We start from the raw sequence: 16,151 nt of genomic DNA on the forward strand, positions 1-16,151 counted from the left end.
TCGTGCTGCTGCTCGCGGCCGCCGTCCTGGTGGCGAGCATGGCCGCGGCGCTGGGCATCGGGGCGGTCCCGGTGCCGCTGTCGACCGTCGTCGAGGTGGTGGCGCGACGGCTGGGCGCCCCGGGCCTCGACGTGCGGCTGCTGGACGACCAGATCGTGTGGCAGCTGCGGATGCCGCGGGTGCTGGGCGCGGCGGCAGTGGGGGCGGCGCTGGCCTGCTGCGGCGCGGTGCTGCAGGCGCTGACCCGCAACGACCTGGCCGACCCCTACCTGCTCGGGATCTCCAGCGGGGCGGCGGTCGGTGCCGTCACGGTGATCGTGCTCGGCGTCTCGGTCGCCGGGCTGGCCGGCTCGACCGCCGTCGCCGCGGCGGGCTTCGCCGGCGCGCTGGGCGCGTTGGTGCTGGTGCTGGTGCTGGCGGCCGGTCGCGGCGGCAGCCTCTCGCCGGGGCGCACGGTCCTGGCGGGGGTCGCCACGGCCCAGGTGTGCGGCGCCTACACCTCGATGGTGGTGATCCTGGCCGGTGACGCCGACGCCGCACGGCGGGTGCTGACCTGGACCCTCGGGTCGGTGGCCGGGCTGCGCTGGGGCAGCGCCCTGGCCGTGGCGGCGGTGGCGGTGCTCTCGACGGTGGCGTTCGTGGCGATGGCAGGACAGCTCGACGCCCTGGCCTTCGGCGAGGCCTCGGCGCGCTCGCTGGGCATCGACGTCGAGCGGCTGCGCTGGGTGCTGATGGTGCTCACCGCCCTGGTCACCGCCTGCCTGGTCGCCTTCTCGGGCGCGATCGGCTTCGTGGGGCTGGTCGTCCCCCACGTGGTGCGCTTCCTGACCGGCCCCCAGCACCGGCTGCTGCTCCCGCTCGCGGCGCTGCTGGGCGCCGTGCTGCTGGTCTGGGCCGACACGCTGGCCCGCTCGCTGGTGCAGGGCCAGGAGATCCCGATCGGCGTCGTGACCGCACTGGTGGGGGCGCCGTTCTTCGCCCACCTGCTGCGCCGCGGGCGGGTGGCGTCGTGAGCCCCGCGGTGCTCGAGGCGAGCGACGTCGGGCTGCGGGTGGCGGGTCGCGCGCAGCCGGTCCTCGACGGTGTCGACCTGGTCTGCCGCCCGGGCCGGGTCACCGGCCTGCTGGGGCCCAACGGGTCGGGGAAGACGTCGCTGCTGCACGTCGTCGCGGGGCTGCGACGGCCCGGTGCCGGCGCGGTGCACCTCGACGGCGCCGACGTGCACCGGATGCCCGCCCGGCTGCGGGCCCGGCGCCTCGCGCTCGTCGAGCAGCACGCGGAGACCACCCTGGCGCTGAGCGTGCGCCAGGTCGTCGCGCTCGGGCGGACGCCGCACCGCTCGCGCTGGGGCGCCGGGCCCCTGGACGGCCAGGACGCCCGGGCCGTGGAGCAGGCGATGCGCCTGGTCAGCGTCGACCACCTCGCCGACCGCGGCTGGGACCGCCTCTCGGGCGGGGAGCGGCAGCGCACCCAGCTGGCCCGTGCCCTGGCCCAGGAGCCCGCCGTGCTGCTGCTCGACGAGCCGACCAACCACCTCGACCTGCGTCACCAGCTCGACTTCCTCGAGCGGGTGCGCGAGCGCGGGTTGACCACCCTGGCCGCGCTGCACGACCTCGAGATGGCGGCGGCCTACTGCGACGACGTCGTCGTGCTGCGCGAGGGCCGGGTGGCCGCGGCCGGCCCGGTGGCTCGCGTGCTCACCCCCGCCCTGGTCGCCGACGTCTACGGCGTCGACGTCGACGTCGAGACGCACCCACGGCGCACGGCACCGCACGTGCGCTGGAACGGTGTGCTCGCGACCCGCCCGGTGAGGGAGGCGACCCGGTGAGCCCGGCGGCCGGTGACGACCGCGAGCGGCTGGTGCTGGTGGGCATGTCGGCGCACGAGGCCGCCCAGCCCCGGCGGGTCGCCGACCTGGCCGGTGACCGCGCCGCGACCGTGGCCTTCCTGCAGGTCGGCGATCCGTCGCTCGCAGGCGAGCTGACCCGCCTGGCCGACCTCGGCGCCGAGCGCGTGGTGCTCGTCGGGGTGCGCCTGGGCGCCACCGGTCCCGGCGCGTCCTGGCTGCGCCGCGTCGCCGCGCACTGGCGGCGCGAGCGGGAGGGGCAGCAGCCGGTGCAGCATCCCGAGGCCCCGGACATCACCGTGGCCGCCGACCTGCTGCGCCACGACGGCGAGCTGGCCACCGTGCTGGCCCGCGCCGTCCGCCCGCTCACCGGCCGGGAGGCCGGGCTGACCTCCGCGGCGTGGGACGACCTGCCGGGCCACCGCCACCAGGTGCTGGTGTGCCGGGGACCGCGCTGCACCGCACGGGGCGCCGAGACGACCGCGACGGCCCTGGCCCGGGCCCTGGTCGAGCAGGGCCTGGGCGACGACGACGTGCTGGTCACCCAGACCGGGTGCCTGTTCCCCTGCAACCACGCGCCCGTGGTGGCGGTGCAGCCCGACGACGTCTGGTACGCCGGCGTCGACGAGGCCCTGGCGGCGCGCCTGGTCGGCGAGCACCTGCTCCACGACCGCCCGCTGACCGAGCAGCGGCTGCCGCGCCGGCGCGGGGCCCGGGGCGACTAGGGTGGCCGCACACGTCTCGTGGTGACCAGGAACCCGGTGCCGGCAGCGATGCCGAAGTCCGGGGCGGTTCCGCCACTGTGAGCCCGCTGCGAGAGCAGCGGGCGTAGCCAGACACTGGCCACGGGACCTCCGCCGACCAGGGGCGAGAACCCCGAGGAGAAACACGATGAACCGACGCGCGCGCATCGCGCTGCTCTCGACCTCCGACACCGACCTGCTCTCGGCCCGGGCCAGCGGCGTCGACTACGTCGTGGCCAACCCGGCGCGGCCCGGCCACCAGTCCATGGCCGAGACGATCGAGGGCTGCGACCTCGTCGTCGGGCGCGTGCTGGGCTCGCCGCAGGACCTGTGCTCGGGCTTCGCCCGGATCGCCGCCACGGGGATGCCGACCGTGGTGCTGGGCGGCGAGCAGCAGCCCAGCGCCGAGCTGATGGAGCTCTCCTCGGTGCCGATGGGCGTGGCCGCCGAGGCGCACCGCTACCTCGCCGAGGGCGGGCCGGCGAACCTGGCCCAGCTGCACGCCTTCCTCTCCGACACGGTGCTGCTGACCGGCGAGGGCTTCGAGCCGCCGGTCGCGCTGCCGCAGTGGGGCTGGGCGCGCCCGCACGTCGACAGCGACCTGCCGCGGGTGGGCGTCCTCTACTACCGGGCCCACGAGGCCAGCGGCAACACCGCCTTCGCGCACGCGCTGGCCGACGCGGTCGACGCGACCGGTCTCGCCGTCGGCGTCCCGGTCTTCGCGGGCTCGCTGCGCGCCGCCCCCGACGCGCTCTACGACGCGCTGGGCACCCTCGACGCGCTCGTGGTCACCGTGCTCGCCGCCGGGGGCAGCACCCCTGCCTCGGCGAGCGCCGGCGAGCACGACGAGGCGTGGGACGTGGAGCGGATGGCGGCCCTCGACATCCCGGTGCTCCAGGGCCTGTGCCTGACCAGCAGCCGCGCCGAGTGGGAGGCCAGCGACGACGGGGTCACCCCCCTCGACTCGGCCACCCAGATCGCGATCCCCGAGTTCGACGGGCGCATCATCACCGTGCCGTTCTCCTTCAAGGAGGTCGACGCCGACGGGCTGCCGCGCTACGTCGCCGACCCCGAGCGCTGCGCCCGGGTGGCCCGCACCGCGGTCAACCACGCCCGGCTGCGGCGTACGCCGCCCGCGCAGCGCAAGGTCGCGCTGATGCTCTCGGCCTACCCGACCAAGCACTCCCGGGTCGGCAACGCCGTCGGGCTGGACACCCCGGTCTCGACGATCCGGCTGCTGCGCCGGATGCGGGAGGCCGGCTACGACCTCGGCGCGCCCGGCCGGGTGCCGGGCCTCGAGCTCGACGACGACACCGAGGCGGGCGACGCGCTGATCCACGCCCTGATCGCGGCGGGCGGGCAGGACGAGGAGTGGCTGACCCACGCCCAGCTCAGCGACGCGCACGTGCGGATCACCGCCGAGCAGTACGCCGCGTGGACCGCCGACCTGCCCGCCGACCTGCGCGCGCAGGTCGTCGACGCATGGGGCGCCGCGCCGGGCACCCTGTTCACCAACGAGGCCGGCGAGATCGTGCTGGCCACCATCACCGCCGGCAACGTGGTGCTGCTGATCCAGCCGCCGCGCGGCTTCGGGGAGAACCCGGTCGCGATCTACCACGACCCCGACCTGGCCCCCAGCCACCACTACCTGGCCGCCTACCGCTGGCTCGAGGCGCCCGAGGAGTCCGGCGGGTTCGGCGCCCACGCGGTCGTGCACCTGGGCAAGCACGGGTCGATGGAGTGGCTGCCGGGCAAGAACGCGGCGCTGTCGGCCTCCTGCGCCACCGACGCCGCGATCGGCAGCCTGCCGCTGGTCTACCCGTTCCTGGTCAACGACCCGGGGGAGGGCGCGCAGGCCAAGCGGCGCGCGCACGCCACCATCGTCGACCACCTGGTCCCGCCGATGGCGCGCGCCGAGACCTACGGCGACATCGCCCGGCTCGAGCAGCTGCTCGACGAGCACGCCAACATCGCGGCGATGGATCCCGCCAAGCTGCCGGCGGTGCGCGGCGAGATCTGGCAGCTCATGCACGCCGCCGAGATGCACCGCGACCTCGGGCTCGACGACAGGCCGGACGACACCGAGTTCGACGACTTCCTGCTGCACGTCGACGGCTGGCTCTGCGAGATCAAGGACGCCCAGATCCGCGACGGCCTGCACGTGCTCGGCCAGGCGCCCGACGGGGAGGCCCGGGTCAACCTGGTGCTGGCGATCCTGCGCGCCTCGCAGGTGTGGGGCGGGGAGTCGGCGGCGGTGCCCGGCCTGCGGGTCGCGCTCGGGCTCAAGGAGGGCCACGAGGCCACCGGCGCCGTCGACGCCGCCGAGCAGCAGGCCCGCGAGCTGGTGCTCGCCATGGAGGCGGCCCACTGGGACCCGGGGGCGGTCACCGGGCTGCACGACGACCCCGAGGTGCAGCGCGTCCTCGCCTTCGCCGCCGACCAGGTGGTGCCCCGGCTGGGGCGCACGACCGACGAGCTCGACGCGGTGCTGCACGCCCTCGACGGCGGCTTCGTGCCGGCCGGCCCCTCCGGCTCCCCGCTGCGGGGCCTGGTCAACGTGCTGCCCACCGGACGCAACTTCTACACCGTCGACCCGCGTGCGGTGCCCAGCAGGCTGGCCTGGCAGACCGGCGTCGCGATGGCCGACTCGCTGCTGCAGCGCCACCTCGACGACACCGGCACCCACCCAACGTCGGTGGGGCTGTCGGTGTGGGGCACCAGTGCGATGCGCACCTCCGGCGACGACGTGGCCGAGGTGCTCGCGCTGCTGGGCGTCCGTCCGCTCTGGGACGAGGCCTCGCGGCGGGTCTCCGAGCTGCAGGTCGTCCCCCTCGAGGAGCTCGGCCGCCCCCGCATCGACGTGACCGTGCGGATCTCCGGGTTCTTCCGCGACGCCTTCCCGCACGTGGTGGCCATGCTCGACGACGCCGTGCGGCTGGTCGCCGACCTCGACGAGCCGCCCGAGCAGAACTTCGTGCGCGCCCACGTCGAGGCCGACCTCGCCGAGCACGGCGACCGGCGCCGGGCCACCACCCGTGTCTTCGGCTCCAAGCCGGGCTCGTACGGCGCCGGCATCCTGCAGGTCGTCGAGTCGGGGTCGTGGCGCGACGACGCCGACCTGGCCGAGGTCTACACCGCCTGGGGCGGCTTCGCCTACGGCCGCGACCTCGACGGTGCCCCGGCCGCCGACGACATGCGCACGGCGTACCGGCGCATCCAGGTGGCGGCCAAGAACATCGACACCCGCGAGCACGACATCGCCGACTCCGACGACTACTTCCAGTACCACGGCGGGATGGTCGCCACCGTGCGCGCGCTGACCGGCTCCGACCCGCGCGCCTACGTCGGCGACTCCACGAGCCCCGACGCGGTGCGCACCCGCACCCTGCAGGAGGAGACCAACCGGGTCTTCCGGGCCCGGGTGGTCAACCCGCGCTGGATCACCGCGATGCAGCGCCACGGCTACAAGGGCGCCTTCGAGCTGGCCGCCACTGTCGACTACCTCTTCGGCTTCGACGCCACCGCCGGGGTCGTGCACGACTGGATGTACGAGTCGCTGGCCCGCGAGTACGTGCTCGACGAGACCAACCAGCAGTTCATGCGCCGCTCCAACCCGTGGGCGCTGCGCGGCATCGTGGAGAAGCTGCACGAGGCGGCCGACCGCGGGCTGTGGCAGGCCCCCGACGCCGACACGCTGGCGCGGATGCAGGCGGTCTACCTCGACCTGGAGGGCGACCTGGAGGACCGCGCCGATGGCTGAGGCGGTGGTCGACCCGGTGGTGCGGCCGGTGGCGACCCGTCGCGTCGTGGTCGTCGGGATCGGGATGGGCCCCCAGCACGTGACCCCCGAGGCGTCGGCCGCGATCGGCTCGGTCGACGTCGTGCTGGCCTTCGTGAAGTCGACCGGCGACCCGCTGCTCGAGGTGCGCCGCGAGATCTGCGCCCGGCACGACGTCGAGCTGGTGGTGCTCGAGGACCCGCCGCGCGCCCGCCACGACGACGTCGACTACGAGGCGGCGGTGGAGGCGTGGCACGCCGCCCGCACCGACGCCTGGGAGGTCGCGCTGGCCGAGCACCCCGGCGACGTGGGCCTGCTGGTGTGGGGCGACCCCGGCCTCTACGACTCGACGCTGCGGCTGCTCGACCGGCTGCAGGACCGGGTGCGGCTGGCGGTCGAGGTGGTGCCCGGCATCAGCAGCCTCCAGCTGCTCGCGGCCCGGCACCGCCTGGTGCTGCACGAGGTCGGTGCCCCCCTGCACGTCACCACGGCCCGTCGCCTGCCCGAGGCGCTCGCCGCGGGGGAGCGCAACGTCGTCGTCGTGCTGACCCGGCGCCTCGAGCTGCTCGGCACCGAGCCCGACGTCACCGGCTGGTCGATCTGGTGGGGAGCCAACCTGGGTGCCCCCGGCGAGCAGCTGGTCGCCGGCCGGGTCGCCGACGTGCTCGACGACGTCGCCGCGGCCCGGGAGCGCGCGCGTGCCCTCGACGGCTGGGTGCTCGACCTCTACCTGCTGCGGGCGCCGTGAGCGGGCGGTGGCCGGGCCACAGCGTGCTGGCCGTGCCGGTGCCCGCCCTCGACGACTGGGTGCGTGAGCGGACCCGCGGCCACGACCCGGCCTGGGTCTCGACCGACCCGGGGTTCGTGCACGCCCACGTCACCGTGCTCGGGCCCTGGCTGCCCGCACCCGCCGAGGGCGACCTCGAGCGCGTGGCGGAGCTGCTGTCGGCGGTCCCGGCCTTCGACGCCGAGCTGGACGACCCGGCGGTCTTCCCCGAGGGGATGGTGCACCTGCGGCCCGAGCCGGTCGCCGCCTTCGCCGAGCTCACCGAGCTGCTGGCCGGGGCCTACCCGCAGTGCCCGCCCTACGAGGGCAGGTACGCCGACGTGGTGCCGCACCTGAGCCTCGACCAGGTCGGCGCCCGCGGTGCCGCCGGGCCGGTGACCCGCGAGCAGGTGGTCGCCGACGTGGCGCCGCTGCTGCCCGCCCGCGTCCGGGTCGACCGGGTCGACCTGCAGTGGTGGCAGGCCGGCGGTTGCCGGCTGCTGCGCTCCTTCCCGCTGGCGCACGCACCGGCCGGGGCGGGGGCCTGATGGCCGGCCTGCTGATCGCCGGCACCACCTCCGACGCGGGCAAGAGCGTGGTCACCACGGGACTGTGCCGGGCCCTGGCGGCGCGCGGGGTGGCCGTGGCGCCGTACAAGGCGCAGAACATGTCGAACAACTCGATGGTCGTGGCGCACCCCGACGGCGGCACCGCCGAGATCGGGCGGGCGCAGTGGGTGCAGGCGCTGGCCGCCCGGGTCGAGCCCGAGCCCGCGATGAACCCGGTGCTGCTCAAGCCGGGCGGTGAGCGCCGCAGCCACGTGGTGGTGCTGGGGCGGCCCGCCGGCGAGGTGTCCTCGCGCGAGTGGAGCACCGGTCGCGCGCACCTGGCGCGCGCCGCGCACGCGGCGTACGACGACCTGGCCGCGCGCCACGACGTCGTGGTCGCCGAGGGGGCCGGCAGCCCCGCCGAGATCAACCTGCGCGCCGGCGACTACGTCAACATGGGCCTCGCGCGGCACGCCGACCTGCCCACGGTGGTCGTCGGCGACATCGACCGGGGCGGGGTCTTCGCGGCGTTCCTCGGCACCGTCGCGCTGCTCGCGCCGGAGGACCAGGCGCTGGTGGCCGGCTTCGTGGTCAACAAGTTCCGCGGCGACCTCGGGCTGCTGCGACCGGGCCTCGAGCAGCTGGTCGGGGCGACGGGGCGGCGCACCTTCGGCGTGCTGCCGCACAGCCCCGACCTGTGGCTGGACTCCGAGGACGCCCTCGACCTCGAGGGCCGCCGCGCGGGCGCCGGGGCGGCCGGGACGACGGCGGCGCGGGTGGTCGTGGTGCGGCTGCCACGCATCTCCAACCTCACCGACGTCGACGCGCTGGGCCTCGAGCCCGGGCTCGACGTGGTCTTCGCCTCCACCCCGCAGGGGCTCTCGGACGCCGACCTGGTGGTGCTGCCCGGCACCCGCGCCACCCTCGCCGACCTGGCCTGGCTGCGCGAGCGCGGGCTCGACACCGCCCTGCGCACGCACGCGCGAGCCGGCCGGCCGCTGCTCGGCATCTGCGGCGGTGCGCAGATGCTGGGGCGCCGGATCCGCGACCCGCAGGGCGTCGAGGGACCGGCGGGCGCCGACGTCGAGGGCCTGGGGCTGCTCGAAGCCGTCACCGACTTCACCCCCGACAAGGTGCTGCGGCTCCACGCGCCTGCCGGTTACGAGATCCACCACGGCCGGCTCGAGGGCGAGCGCGAGGCGGGTGCGGTCACCGCCACGATGGTGCACGGCGCCCTCGAGGACGACGCCCACCGTGCCACCTACCTGGAGCGCGCGCTGGGAGTGGCCTCGTCGGTCTCCTTCCCGGCGGCCAGGGAGCGCCGGCTCGACCTGCTCGGCGAGCTCGTCGAGACCCACCTCGACGTCGACGCCCTGCTGGGGCTCGCGCTCGACGGCGCGCCGGCCGGGCTGCCGTTCCTGCCGCCGGGGGCCCCGAGGGCCGCGGGGGACCAGCGGTGAGGGTGCTGCTGCTCGGCGGCACCAGCGAGGCCCGGGCCCTGGCGACCGCGCTGGTCGAGGCGGGCGTCGACGTGGAGTCCTCGCTGGCCGGCCGGGTGGCGCGCCCACGGCTGCCGGTGGGCCGGGTGCGGATCGGCGGCTTCGGGGGCGCCGAGGCGCTGCGCGCGTACGCCGCCGGCCTCGACGCCGTCGTCGACGCCACGCACCCCTTCGCCGCCACCATCTCGTCGCACGCGGCCGGCGTCGACGTGCCGCTGCTGCGGCTGCAGCGACCCGGCTGGAGCGACCCGACCGGTCGCTGGCACTGGGTCGACGACCACGACGAGGCCGCGCTCACGGCCGCTCGGCTCGGGCGCCGACCCGTGCTCACCGTCGGACGCCAGCAGCTGGCCGCCTTCACCGGCCCGCTGGCCGACCACGCGGTGCTGGCCCGGGTCGTCGACGAGCCCGACGTGGCGCTGCCACCCGCCTGGACGCTGCTGCGCAGCCGGGGCCCCTACGAGACGGCGGGGGAGCGGGCCCTGCTGCGCGGGCACCGGGCCGGCGTGCTGGTCACCAAGGACTCGGGCGGGTCGCTGACCTGGCCTAAGATGCGGGCCGCCGCCGAGCTCGAGGTCGCCACCGTCGTGGTGCGCCGGCCCGCGCCCCCGGCGGGCGTGCCCACCGTCAGCGACGTCGCCGGCGCGCTGGCCTGGCTGCGATCGGTGCGAGCCAGATGAGCGCCCCCAGCCCCACCCGGTCGGCCAGCCGGCGGCCCCGGGCCACGTCGTGAGCCACCGGGGCACGCCCCTCGCCCAGCACCGGCCGCAGCTCGATCCGTGCCTCGGCGCCGTGGCCGTAGACGGTGCGCCCGCCCAGCCGCACGCCCAGCGCACCGGCGAAGGCGGCCTCCACCGGCCCCGCGTTGGGGCTGGGGTGCGCGCCGGCGTCACGGCGCCAGGCGCGCAGGCTGGCGGCCGGGTCGGCGCCCAGCAGCGTGGCCAGGGCCGCGGTGAGGCGTGCCCCGGGCAGGTTCAGCAGGTCGTCGAGACGAGCCGCGGCCCAGCCGTATCGGGCGTGGCGGGCGCTGCGGTGGCCCACCATGGCGTCGAGCGTGTTGGCCGCGCGGTAGCCCAGCAGCCCCGGCACCCCGGCCACCGCACCCAGCACCAGCGGGGCCACCACCGCGTCGGAGGTGTTCTCGGCGAGCGACTCGAGCGCGGCGCGGGCCACCTCGTCGAGGGTCAGCGTGCGGGTGTCGCGGCCCACCAGCCGCGCCACCTGCGTCCGCGCCTCGGGGAGCCGGCCGGTCTCCAGGAGGCGAGCGACCTCCGCGGCCTCGCGGCCCAGGCTGGTGCCGCCGAGCACCGTCCAGGTCGCGACGGCCGTGACCAGGGCGTGGGCCACCGGCCGGCCCCGCGTCGCGCGCTCGGCCGCGCCGCCCAGCGCCACGCAGCCCCCGACGAGCACCAGCACGTGCGCCGCGCCCGCGCCGCGCCGGTCGGCGTACGTCGTGTGCTCGAGGCGGGCGGCCAGGGTGCCGAAGCCGGCGACGGGGTGCCATCGTGCGGGGTCGGCCAGCACGCGGTCGAGGCCGACCCCCAGCACCATCCCCACCGATCTGCTCAGCACTGGAGGCTCCCGTGAAGGTCCTGGTCACCGGCGGCGTGCGCTCGGGCAAGTCCCGCCACGCCGAGTCGCTCGTGGGCACCGGGCCCGTCACCTACGTCGCGCCGGGTCCGGTGCCCGAGGACGACGACGCCGACTGGGCGGCGCGCGTCGCGGCCCACCGCGAGCGGCGCCCGGCGGCGTGGCGCACGCGCGAGACCCACGACCTGGCCGGCGCGCTGGCGGGGGCCGACGGACCGCTGCTCGTCGACTGCCTGGGCACCTGGGTGACCGCCCTCCTCGACGCCGACGGGGCGTGGGACCTGGCCTCCGACGAGGTGGGCGCGCTGCTCGGGGCACGGCTGGCCGCGGTCGTGGCGGCGCTGCGCGACTGCGCCCACGACGTGGTGCTGGTGACCAACGAGGTGGGCCTGGGCGTGGTGCCCGCGCACCGGTCGGGCCGGCTCTTCCGCGACCTGCTCGGCACCACCAACCAGCGGGTGGCCGAGGCCTGCGACGAGGTGCACCTGGTGGTCGCCGGCCGGGTGCTGCGCCTCTGAGCCGCTCACCCGACCGGGCCCCCGGTGAGCACGCCGAGCAGCATCGCCGCCAGCGAGAGCTCGACGGCGGCGCCCAGCACGTCGCCGGTCACCCCGCCGAGGCGCCGCACCACCCTGCGCAGCAGCGCGGCCACCACCCCGGCCGCCAACGCGAGCGCCACGAGGCCCGGCCAGCCGGCCGCGAGCAGCAGCGCGAGGGCCGCGACCGACCACAGCCCCATCGCGGGCAGCAGCCGCACCGTGCCGACGTACGCCGCTCCCAGCCCGTCGCGGCGAGCGCCCGGCACCCCGCGCAGGCAGCACCCGGCCAGCGCGGCCCGGGAGGCGCAGACCAGCAGCCCGGCCACGAGTGCGCCGCGGGTGCTGGTGAGCAGCGGGGCCAGGCAGGCGACCTGCACGCCGAGCACCACGACGGTCGCCACCACCCCGGCGGGGCCGGACGCGCCCGACCTCATCACCTCCAGCGACCGCGCGGGGTCGTAGGAGGCGGTGAGGCCGTCGGCGACGTCGGAGAGCCCGTCCCAGTGCAGGGCGCGGCTGCCGGCGGCGAGCGCGCCGACGGCGACCAGTGCCACGGCGAGCGGGGGCAGGGCGAGCCGGGCGCCGAGCTGGCCGACCACGGTCACCAGGAGACCCAGCGGCAGCACCGCCAGCGGGGCCAGCAGCATCGCGCGGCCGGCGACGACCGGTGTGACCGCACGCGGCGGTGGCACCCGCAGCACGGTCAGGGTGCCGAGCGCCAGGCGCCAGGAGTCAGGCATCCGTGGGCACCAGGTCACGCAGCTGCGCGACGTCGCGCAGCAGCGCCACCGCGCTGCGCAGCAGCGGCACGGCGGTGACCGCTCCGCTGCCCTCGCCCAGGCGCAGCCCGAGGTCGAGCAGCGGCTCGAGCCCCAGCCGCTCCAGGGCCAGCGTCTGGGCCGGCTCGGGGGAGCGGTGCCCGGCCACGCACCAGCCGGCGGTGCCGGGGGCGATCCGCTCGGCGACCAGCGCGCAGGCCACCGACATCAGCCCGTCGAGCAGCACCGGAACCCCGGCGTGCGTCGCCCCCAGCAGGTAGCCCACGGTCGCGGCCAGGTCGGCGCTGCCCAGGGCGGTGAGCGACTCCACGGGGTCGGCGGCCCGGTCACCGACCCGCTCGAGCGCGGCGCCCAGCACCTCGCGCTTGCGGGCCAGGCCGGCGTCGTCGACACCGGTGCCCCGTCCGGCGACCTCGGCCACGTCGCTCGCGCCGAGCCCCAGGTTGGCGGCCACGAGGGCCGCCGCGGGGGTGGTGTTGCCGATGCCCATGTCGCCGCTGAGCAGCAGCTGCGCCCCGGCTGCGACCTCCTGCTCGGCCACGCCGCGTCCCACGGCCACGGCCCGCTGCGTCTCCTCGGCGGTGAGGGCGTCCTCGAGGTGGATCGCGCCGCTGCCGCGACGGACCTTGTGCGCGCCGACCTCGGCGGGCAGCCCGTCGAGGTCGGCGTCGACGCCGAGGTCGAGCACCCGCACCCGCACGCCGTGGGCGGCGGCCAGCGCGTTGACGCCGGCGCGCCCGGCCACGAAGGTGCGCACCATCGCGCCGGTGATGTCGGGCGGGTACGCCGACACCCCGTGCCGGGCCACCCCGTGGTCGCCGGCGAAGATCACCAGCCGCACGTCGTCGAGCGGGCGCGGCGGCACCTGGCCCTGCACGGCGCAGAGCCAGGTGGCCAGCTCGCCGAGCCGGCCCAGCGCGCCCGCCGGCACGGCGAGGCCCGCCAGCCGCTCGGCGCCGGCGCGGGCGCTGGGCGCGTGCGGTGGCTGGACGGGGACGGGTGTGGTCACGGGACCTCCGGGAGGGGTGGGGGGACGGTCGCCCGCGCCGGTGGCGAGGGCGCGGACGAGCTGGTCGGTGACCTCGGGCGGTCGCACCGCGACGCGCACCCAGCCGGCGTCGAGGCCGGGGAAGGTGTCGCAGCGGCGTACGGCGACGCCCCGGGCGCGCAGCCGCTCGCGACCTCCCTCGCCGAGCCGGGCCAGCAGGAACGAGGTGTCCGAGGGCAGGGTCGTGACACCGGCCGCCGCCAGCGACGCGGCCAGGTGTACGCGCCACGCGGCGATCGTGCGGGCCCGGCGGTCGGCCTCGGCGCGCGCCACGACGGTGCAGCAGGCCTCGATCGCCGCCGTGGCGGTGGTCGAGACCGACCACGGCACCTGCTCGCGCCGCAGGGCGGTCACGACGTCGGGCGCCCCGAGCAGGTAGCCGGCCCGCACCCCGGGGATCGACCAGTGCTTGGTCAGGCTGCGCAGCACCACCAGGCCGTCGAGCGGCTCGCCGGCCAGGCTCCCGGCCTCGCCAGGCACCGTGTCGATGAACGCCTCGTCGACGACCACGAGGCGTCCCGGCCGGCGCAGCGCGAGCAGGTCGGCGGCCGGGTGCAGGCGACCGGTGGGATTGGTGGGGTTGCCGACCACGACGAGGTCGGCGTCGTGAGGCACCGCGGCGGGCTCGAGCGCGAAGCCGTCCTCGGGCCGGGTGAGGACGCTGGTGACCCGGTGGCCGGCCTGCTCGAGCGCCGCGTGCGGCTCGGTGAACTGAGGGTGCACCACGACAGGGCGCTGCCAGCGCCGCAGCCGTGCCACCAGCGAGAAGGCCTCGGCGGCGCCGGCGGTGGCCAGCACGTGGGCCACCGGCACGCCGTGGCGTGCGGCGACGGCCCGCTCGGCCGGGGCCGGGTCGGGGTAGGCGCCGACCTCGTCGAGGCTGGCGCGCAGCGCGGCATCGAGCCACCCCGGGCGCGGGCCGGGGTAGACGTTGACGGCCAGGTCGAGCAGGCCGGCGCCGCGCACCTCCGCGTCACCGTGGTGGCGCAGCGGGTCGGCCGGCGGGGTCGACGGGTCGCCGGCGGCGGCGTCAGGCACGGTGCACCGCGTCGACGAACCGCTGCGCCAGCTGCGGGTGCCCCGCCCAGTGCACGTGCAGGTACGCCGCGTGCAGGCTGGTGCTCGTGAAGCCGACGGTGTGCCCCTCGCCGCTCCAGGCCGGCGCGGTGCCGGCGACCGGGTCGACGTGGGTGCGGTGGAACTCGTGGCCGGTGACGCGCTCCCCGGCGCGGGTCAGCAGCGAGTCGGAGACCGCGGTCATCTCGGGGTAGGCGAGCGTCAGCCGCTCGGTCATCCGGGCCCGCGCGGGCACCGCGCCGACCATCGCGACGTCGTCGAGGCTCTCGCAGAGGTAGAGCAGCCCGGCGCACTCGGCGACCGTCGGAACGCCGGCGGCCACCGCGGCCGCCACCTCGGCGCGCAGCGACGCGTTGTCGCCCAGGGCGGCGGCGTGCACCTCGGGGAACCCCCCGCCGAGGTAGATCCCACGGGTGCCGGCCGGCAGCGCGGCGTCGGTCGCGGGGTCGAAGGTGACGACCTCGCAGCCACCGGCCCGCAGCAGCTCGTCGGTCTCGGTGTAGCGGAAGGTGAAGGATCGTCCGCCGGCGACGGCGACCACGGGCCGGTCCCCGGTCGTCGTGGCGCCTGCCGGTGGCCGCACCTGGACCGCCGGGTCCCAGGGCGCGGCCTCGAGGTCGGGGGCGCTGCGCGCGATCGCCAGCACCGCGTCGAGGTCGGCCTGCTCGGCCACCTGCCCGGCCAGCCGGTCCAGCGACTCGGCCGCCAGGCCGCGCTCGGCGGCGGGCACCAGCCCGAGGTGGCGCGAGGGTGCCTCGACGGCCTCGTCGCGCCCGATGGTGCCGAGCACCGGGATGCCCGTCGGCGCGATCGAGTCGGCCACCTCGCGGGCGTGGCGGGGCGAGCCGGCCTTGTTGAGCACCACGCCGGCGACCTGCACGGTCGGGTCGTAGGTGGCCATCCCGTGCACCACCGCGCCGATCGAGCGGGAGGAGCGCGAGATGTCGACCACCAGCACGATCGGCGAGCGGGTCAGCGCCGCGACGTGAGCGGTCGAGGCGTAGCCCTCGGTGCCCACGCGGCCGTCGTACAGGCCCATCACCCCCTCGACGACCGCGACGTCGGCGCCGCGGGCGCCGTGCAGCAGCAGCGGCGCGAGCAGGTCCTCGCCGACCAGGTGCGGGTCGAGGTTGCGCCCGGGCCTCCCGCAGGCCAGCGCGTGGTAGCCGGGGTCGATGTAGTCGGGGCCGACCTTGTGGCCCGACACCTCGTGCCCGGCCCGCGCGAGGGCGGCCATGAATCCCGTCGCGACCGTCGTCTTGCCCGCGCCCGTCGCCGGGGCTGCCACGACGACCCGCGGCAGCCGGGTGGAGGTGGGGGCGCTCACCACTCGATGCCCCGCTGGCCCTTCTGGCCACGGTCCATCTGGTGCTTGACCTTGGTCATCTCGGTGACCAGGTCGGCGGCCTCGACCAGCGCCGGGTGGGCGCGGCGCCCGGTGACGGCGACGTACTGGCGCCCGGGGCGCTCGCGCAGCGTGGTGACGACGTCGTCGACGTCGACCCAGCCCCACTCCATCGGGTAGGTGAACTCGTCGAGCACGTAGAGGTCGTGGCGCTCCTCGGCCAGCGCCCGCTTGACCTCGGCCCAGCCCTCGGCGGCGTCGGCGGCGTGGTCGTCGGCCGAGCCCTCCTTGCGGCTCCACGACCAGCCGGCGCCCATCTTGTGCCAGGCCACCGGCCCGCCCTCGCCGGTCTGCTCGTGCAGCTCGCCGAGCCGCTCGAGCACGCTCTGCTCGCCGATGCGCCACTTCGCGGACTTCACGAACTGGAAGACGCCGACGTCCCAGCCCTGGTTCCAGGCGCGCAGCGCGACGCCGAAGGCGGCGGTCGACTTCCCCTTGCCGTCGCCGGTGTGCACCATCAGCAGCGGCAGCGAGCGGCGCTGCGCGGTGGTCAGACCGTCGTCGGGGACGGTGGTGGGGCGGCCCTGCGGCAT

Annotated in this window: 13 protein-coding genes, 1 pseudogene and 1 riboswitch; of the genes and pseudogenes, 9 read left to right on the plus strand and 5 right to left on the minus strand. The window is 76.9% G+C overall.

What is annotated here, in order from left to right; genetic code table 11:
* Window positions 1–38 precede the first annotated feature (38 nt).
* The 8 genes from JOE61_RS18675 to JOE61_RS18710 all read left to right on the plus strand — a co-directional run bounded on the left by JOE61_RS18675 (window position 39) and on the right by JOE61_RS18710 (window position 9,860).
* Entirely contained in the window at window positions 39–1,013 is a 975-nt protein-coding gene (locus JOE61_RS18675) for a FecCD family ABC transporter permease (protein ID WP_193667684.1), read from the plus strand.
* Entirely contained in the window at window positions 1,010–1,828 is an 819-nt protein-coding gene (locus JOE61_RS18680; RefSeq protein WP_307823096.1) for an ABC transporter ATP-binding protein, read from the plus strand. Before JOE61_RS18675 ends, JOE61_RS18680 begins: the two co-directional genes overlap by 4 nt.
* A complete protein-coding gene (locus tag JOE61_RS18685; RefSeq protein ID WP_307823097.1) occupies window positions 1,825–2,571 on the plus strand; it encodes a (2Fe-2S) ferredoxin domain-containing protein in 747 nt (248 codons plus the stop codon). Before JOE61_RS18680 ends, JOE61_RS18685 begins: the two co-directional genes overlap by 4 nt.
* Before the next feature lie 2 nt (window positions 2,572–2,573).
* A riboswitch (cobalamin riboswitch) is annotated at window positions 2,574–2,708 on the plus strand.
* Window positions 2,709–2,737: 29 nt separating this feature from the next.
* Window positions 2,738–6,349 (plus strand): cobaltochelatase subunit CobN, encoded by a 3,612-nt coding sequence (gene cobN, locus JOE61_RS18690; protein WP_193667443.1) that lies wholly within the window; start codon window positions 2,738–2,740, stop codon window positions 6,347–6,349.
* Window positions 6,342–7,115 carry a precorrin-6A synthase (deacetylating) gene (cobF, locus tag JOE61_RS18695; RefSeq protein WP_193667442.1) on the plus strand — a complete coding sequence of 258 codons (774 nt, stop codon included), beginning with the start codon at window positions 6,342–6,344 and terminating at the stop codon, window positions 7,113–7,115. Before cobN ends, cobF begins: the two co-directional genes overlap by 8 nt.
* Before the next feature lie 32 nt (window positions 7,116–7,147).
* Window positions 7,148–7,681 (plus strand): 2'-5' RNA ligase family protein, encoded by a 534-nt coding sequence (locus JOE61_RS18700; RefSeq protein ID WP_307823098.1) that lies wholly within the window; start codon window positions 7,148–7,150, stop codon window positions 7,679–7,681.
* Window positions 7,681–9,141 (plus strand): cobyric acid synthase, encoded by a 1,461-nt coding sequence (locus tag JOE61_RS18705; protein WP_193667440.1) that lies wholly within the window; start codon window positions 7,681–7,683, stop codon window positions 9,139–9,141. Before JOE61_RS18700 ends, JOE61_RS18705 begins: the two co-directional genes overlap by 1 nt.
* Window positions 9,138–9,860: a cobalt-precorrin-6A reductase gene (locus tag JOE61_RS18710; protein ID WP_193667439.1), complete on the plus strand. Its 723-nt coding sequence runs from the start codon at window positions 9,138–9,140 to the stop codon at window positions 9,858–9,860. The genes JOE61_RS18705 and JOE61_RS18710 overlap by 4 nt, the downstream gene beginning before the upstream one ends.
* Here the strand turns inward: JOE61_RS18710 and JOE61_RS18715 are convergent.
* Window positions 9,808–10,752 carry a cobalamin biosynthesis protein gene (locus tag JOE61_RS18715; protein ID WP_307823099.1) on the minus strand — a complete coding sequence of 315 codons (945 nt, stop codon included), beginning with the start codon at window positions 10,750–10,752 and terminating at the stop codon, window positions 9,808–9,810. The genes JOE61_RS18710 and JOE61_RS18715 overlap by 53 nt on opposite strands.
* An 11-nt stretch (window positions 10,753–10,763) precedes the next feature.
* On the opposite strand from JOE61_RS18715, the gene cobU reads away from it, so the two are divergent.
* Window positions 10,764–11,288 (plus strand): bifunctional adenosylcobinamide kinase/adenosylcobinamide-phosphate guanylyltransferase, encoded by a 525-nt coding sequence (gene cobU, locus JOE61_RS18720; protein ID WP_193667438.1) that lies wholly within the window; start codon window positions 10,764–10,766, stop codon window positions 11,286–11,288.
* 5 nt (window positions 11,289–11,293) lie between these two features.
* On the opposite strand, the gene JOE61_RS18725 is transcribed toward cobU, so the two are convergent.
* The 4 genes and pseudogenes from JOE61_RS18725 to cobO form a co-directional block, all read right to left on the minus strand.
* A complete protein-coding gene (locus JOE61_RS18725) occupies window positions 11,294–12,049 on the minus strand; it encodes an adenosylcobinamide-GDP ribazoletransferase (RefSeq protein ID WP_193667437.1) in 756 nt (251 codons plus the stop codon).
* Window positions 12,042–13,097 (minus strand): nicotinate-nucleotide--dimethylbenzimidazole phosphoribosyltransferase, encoded by a 1,056-nt coding sequence (gene cobT, locus JOE61_RS18730; RefSeq protein ID WP_193667681.1) that lies wholly within the window; start codon window positions 13,095–13,097, stop codon window positions 12,042–12,044. The genes JOE61_RS18725 and cobT overlap by 8 nt, the downstream gene beginning before the upstream one ends.
* Window positions 13,098–13,139: 42 nt before the next feature.
* A pseudogene (cobBC, locus tag JOE61_RS18735) lies at window positions 13,140–15,543 on the minus strand (bifunctional hydrogenobyrinic acid a,c-diamide synthase/histidinol phosphate aminotransferase CobBC); the annotation flags it as partial.
* Entirely contained in the window at window positions 15,537–16,151 is a 615-nt protein-coding gene (gene cobO / locus JOE61_RS18740) for a cob(I)yrinic acid a,c-diamide adenosyltransferase (protein WP_193667436.1), read from the minus strand. The pseudogene cobBC and the gene cobO, both read right to left, overlap by 7 nt.

This window comes from Nocardioides salarius, assembly GCF_016907435.1.
Taxonomy (GTDB): Bacteria; Actinomycetota; Actinomycetes; order Propionibacteriales; family Nocardioidaceae; genus Nocardioides; species Nocardioides salarius.

Bases quoted from the DNA above. Each gene is read 5' to 3' on its own strand.
- cobO (WP_193667436.1), bottom strand. From the start codon at position 16,151: ATGCCGCAGGGCCGCCCCACCACCGTCCCCGACGACGGTCTGACCACC.
- cobF (WP_193667442.1), top strand. From the start codon at position 6,342: ATGGCTGAGGCGGTGGTCGACCCGGTGGTGCGGCCGGTGGCGACCCGT.
- JOE61_RS18705 (WP_193667440.1), top strand. From the start codon at position 7,681: ATGGCCGGCCTGCTGATCGCCGGCACCACCTCCGACGCGGGCAAGAGC.
- cobN (WP_193667443.1), top strand. From the start codon at position 2,738: ATGAACCGACGCGCGCGCATCGCGCTGCTCTCGACCTCCGACACCGAC.
- JOE61_RS18725 (WP_193667437.1), bottom strand. From the start codon at position 12,049: ATGCCTGACTCCTGGCGCCTGGCGCTCGGCACCCTGACCGTGCTGCGG.
- JOE61_RS18675 (WP_193667684.1), top strand. From the start codon at position 39: ATGGCCGCGGCGCTGGGCATCGGGGCGGTCCCGGTGCCGCTGTCGACC.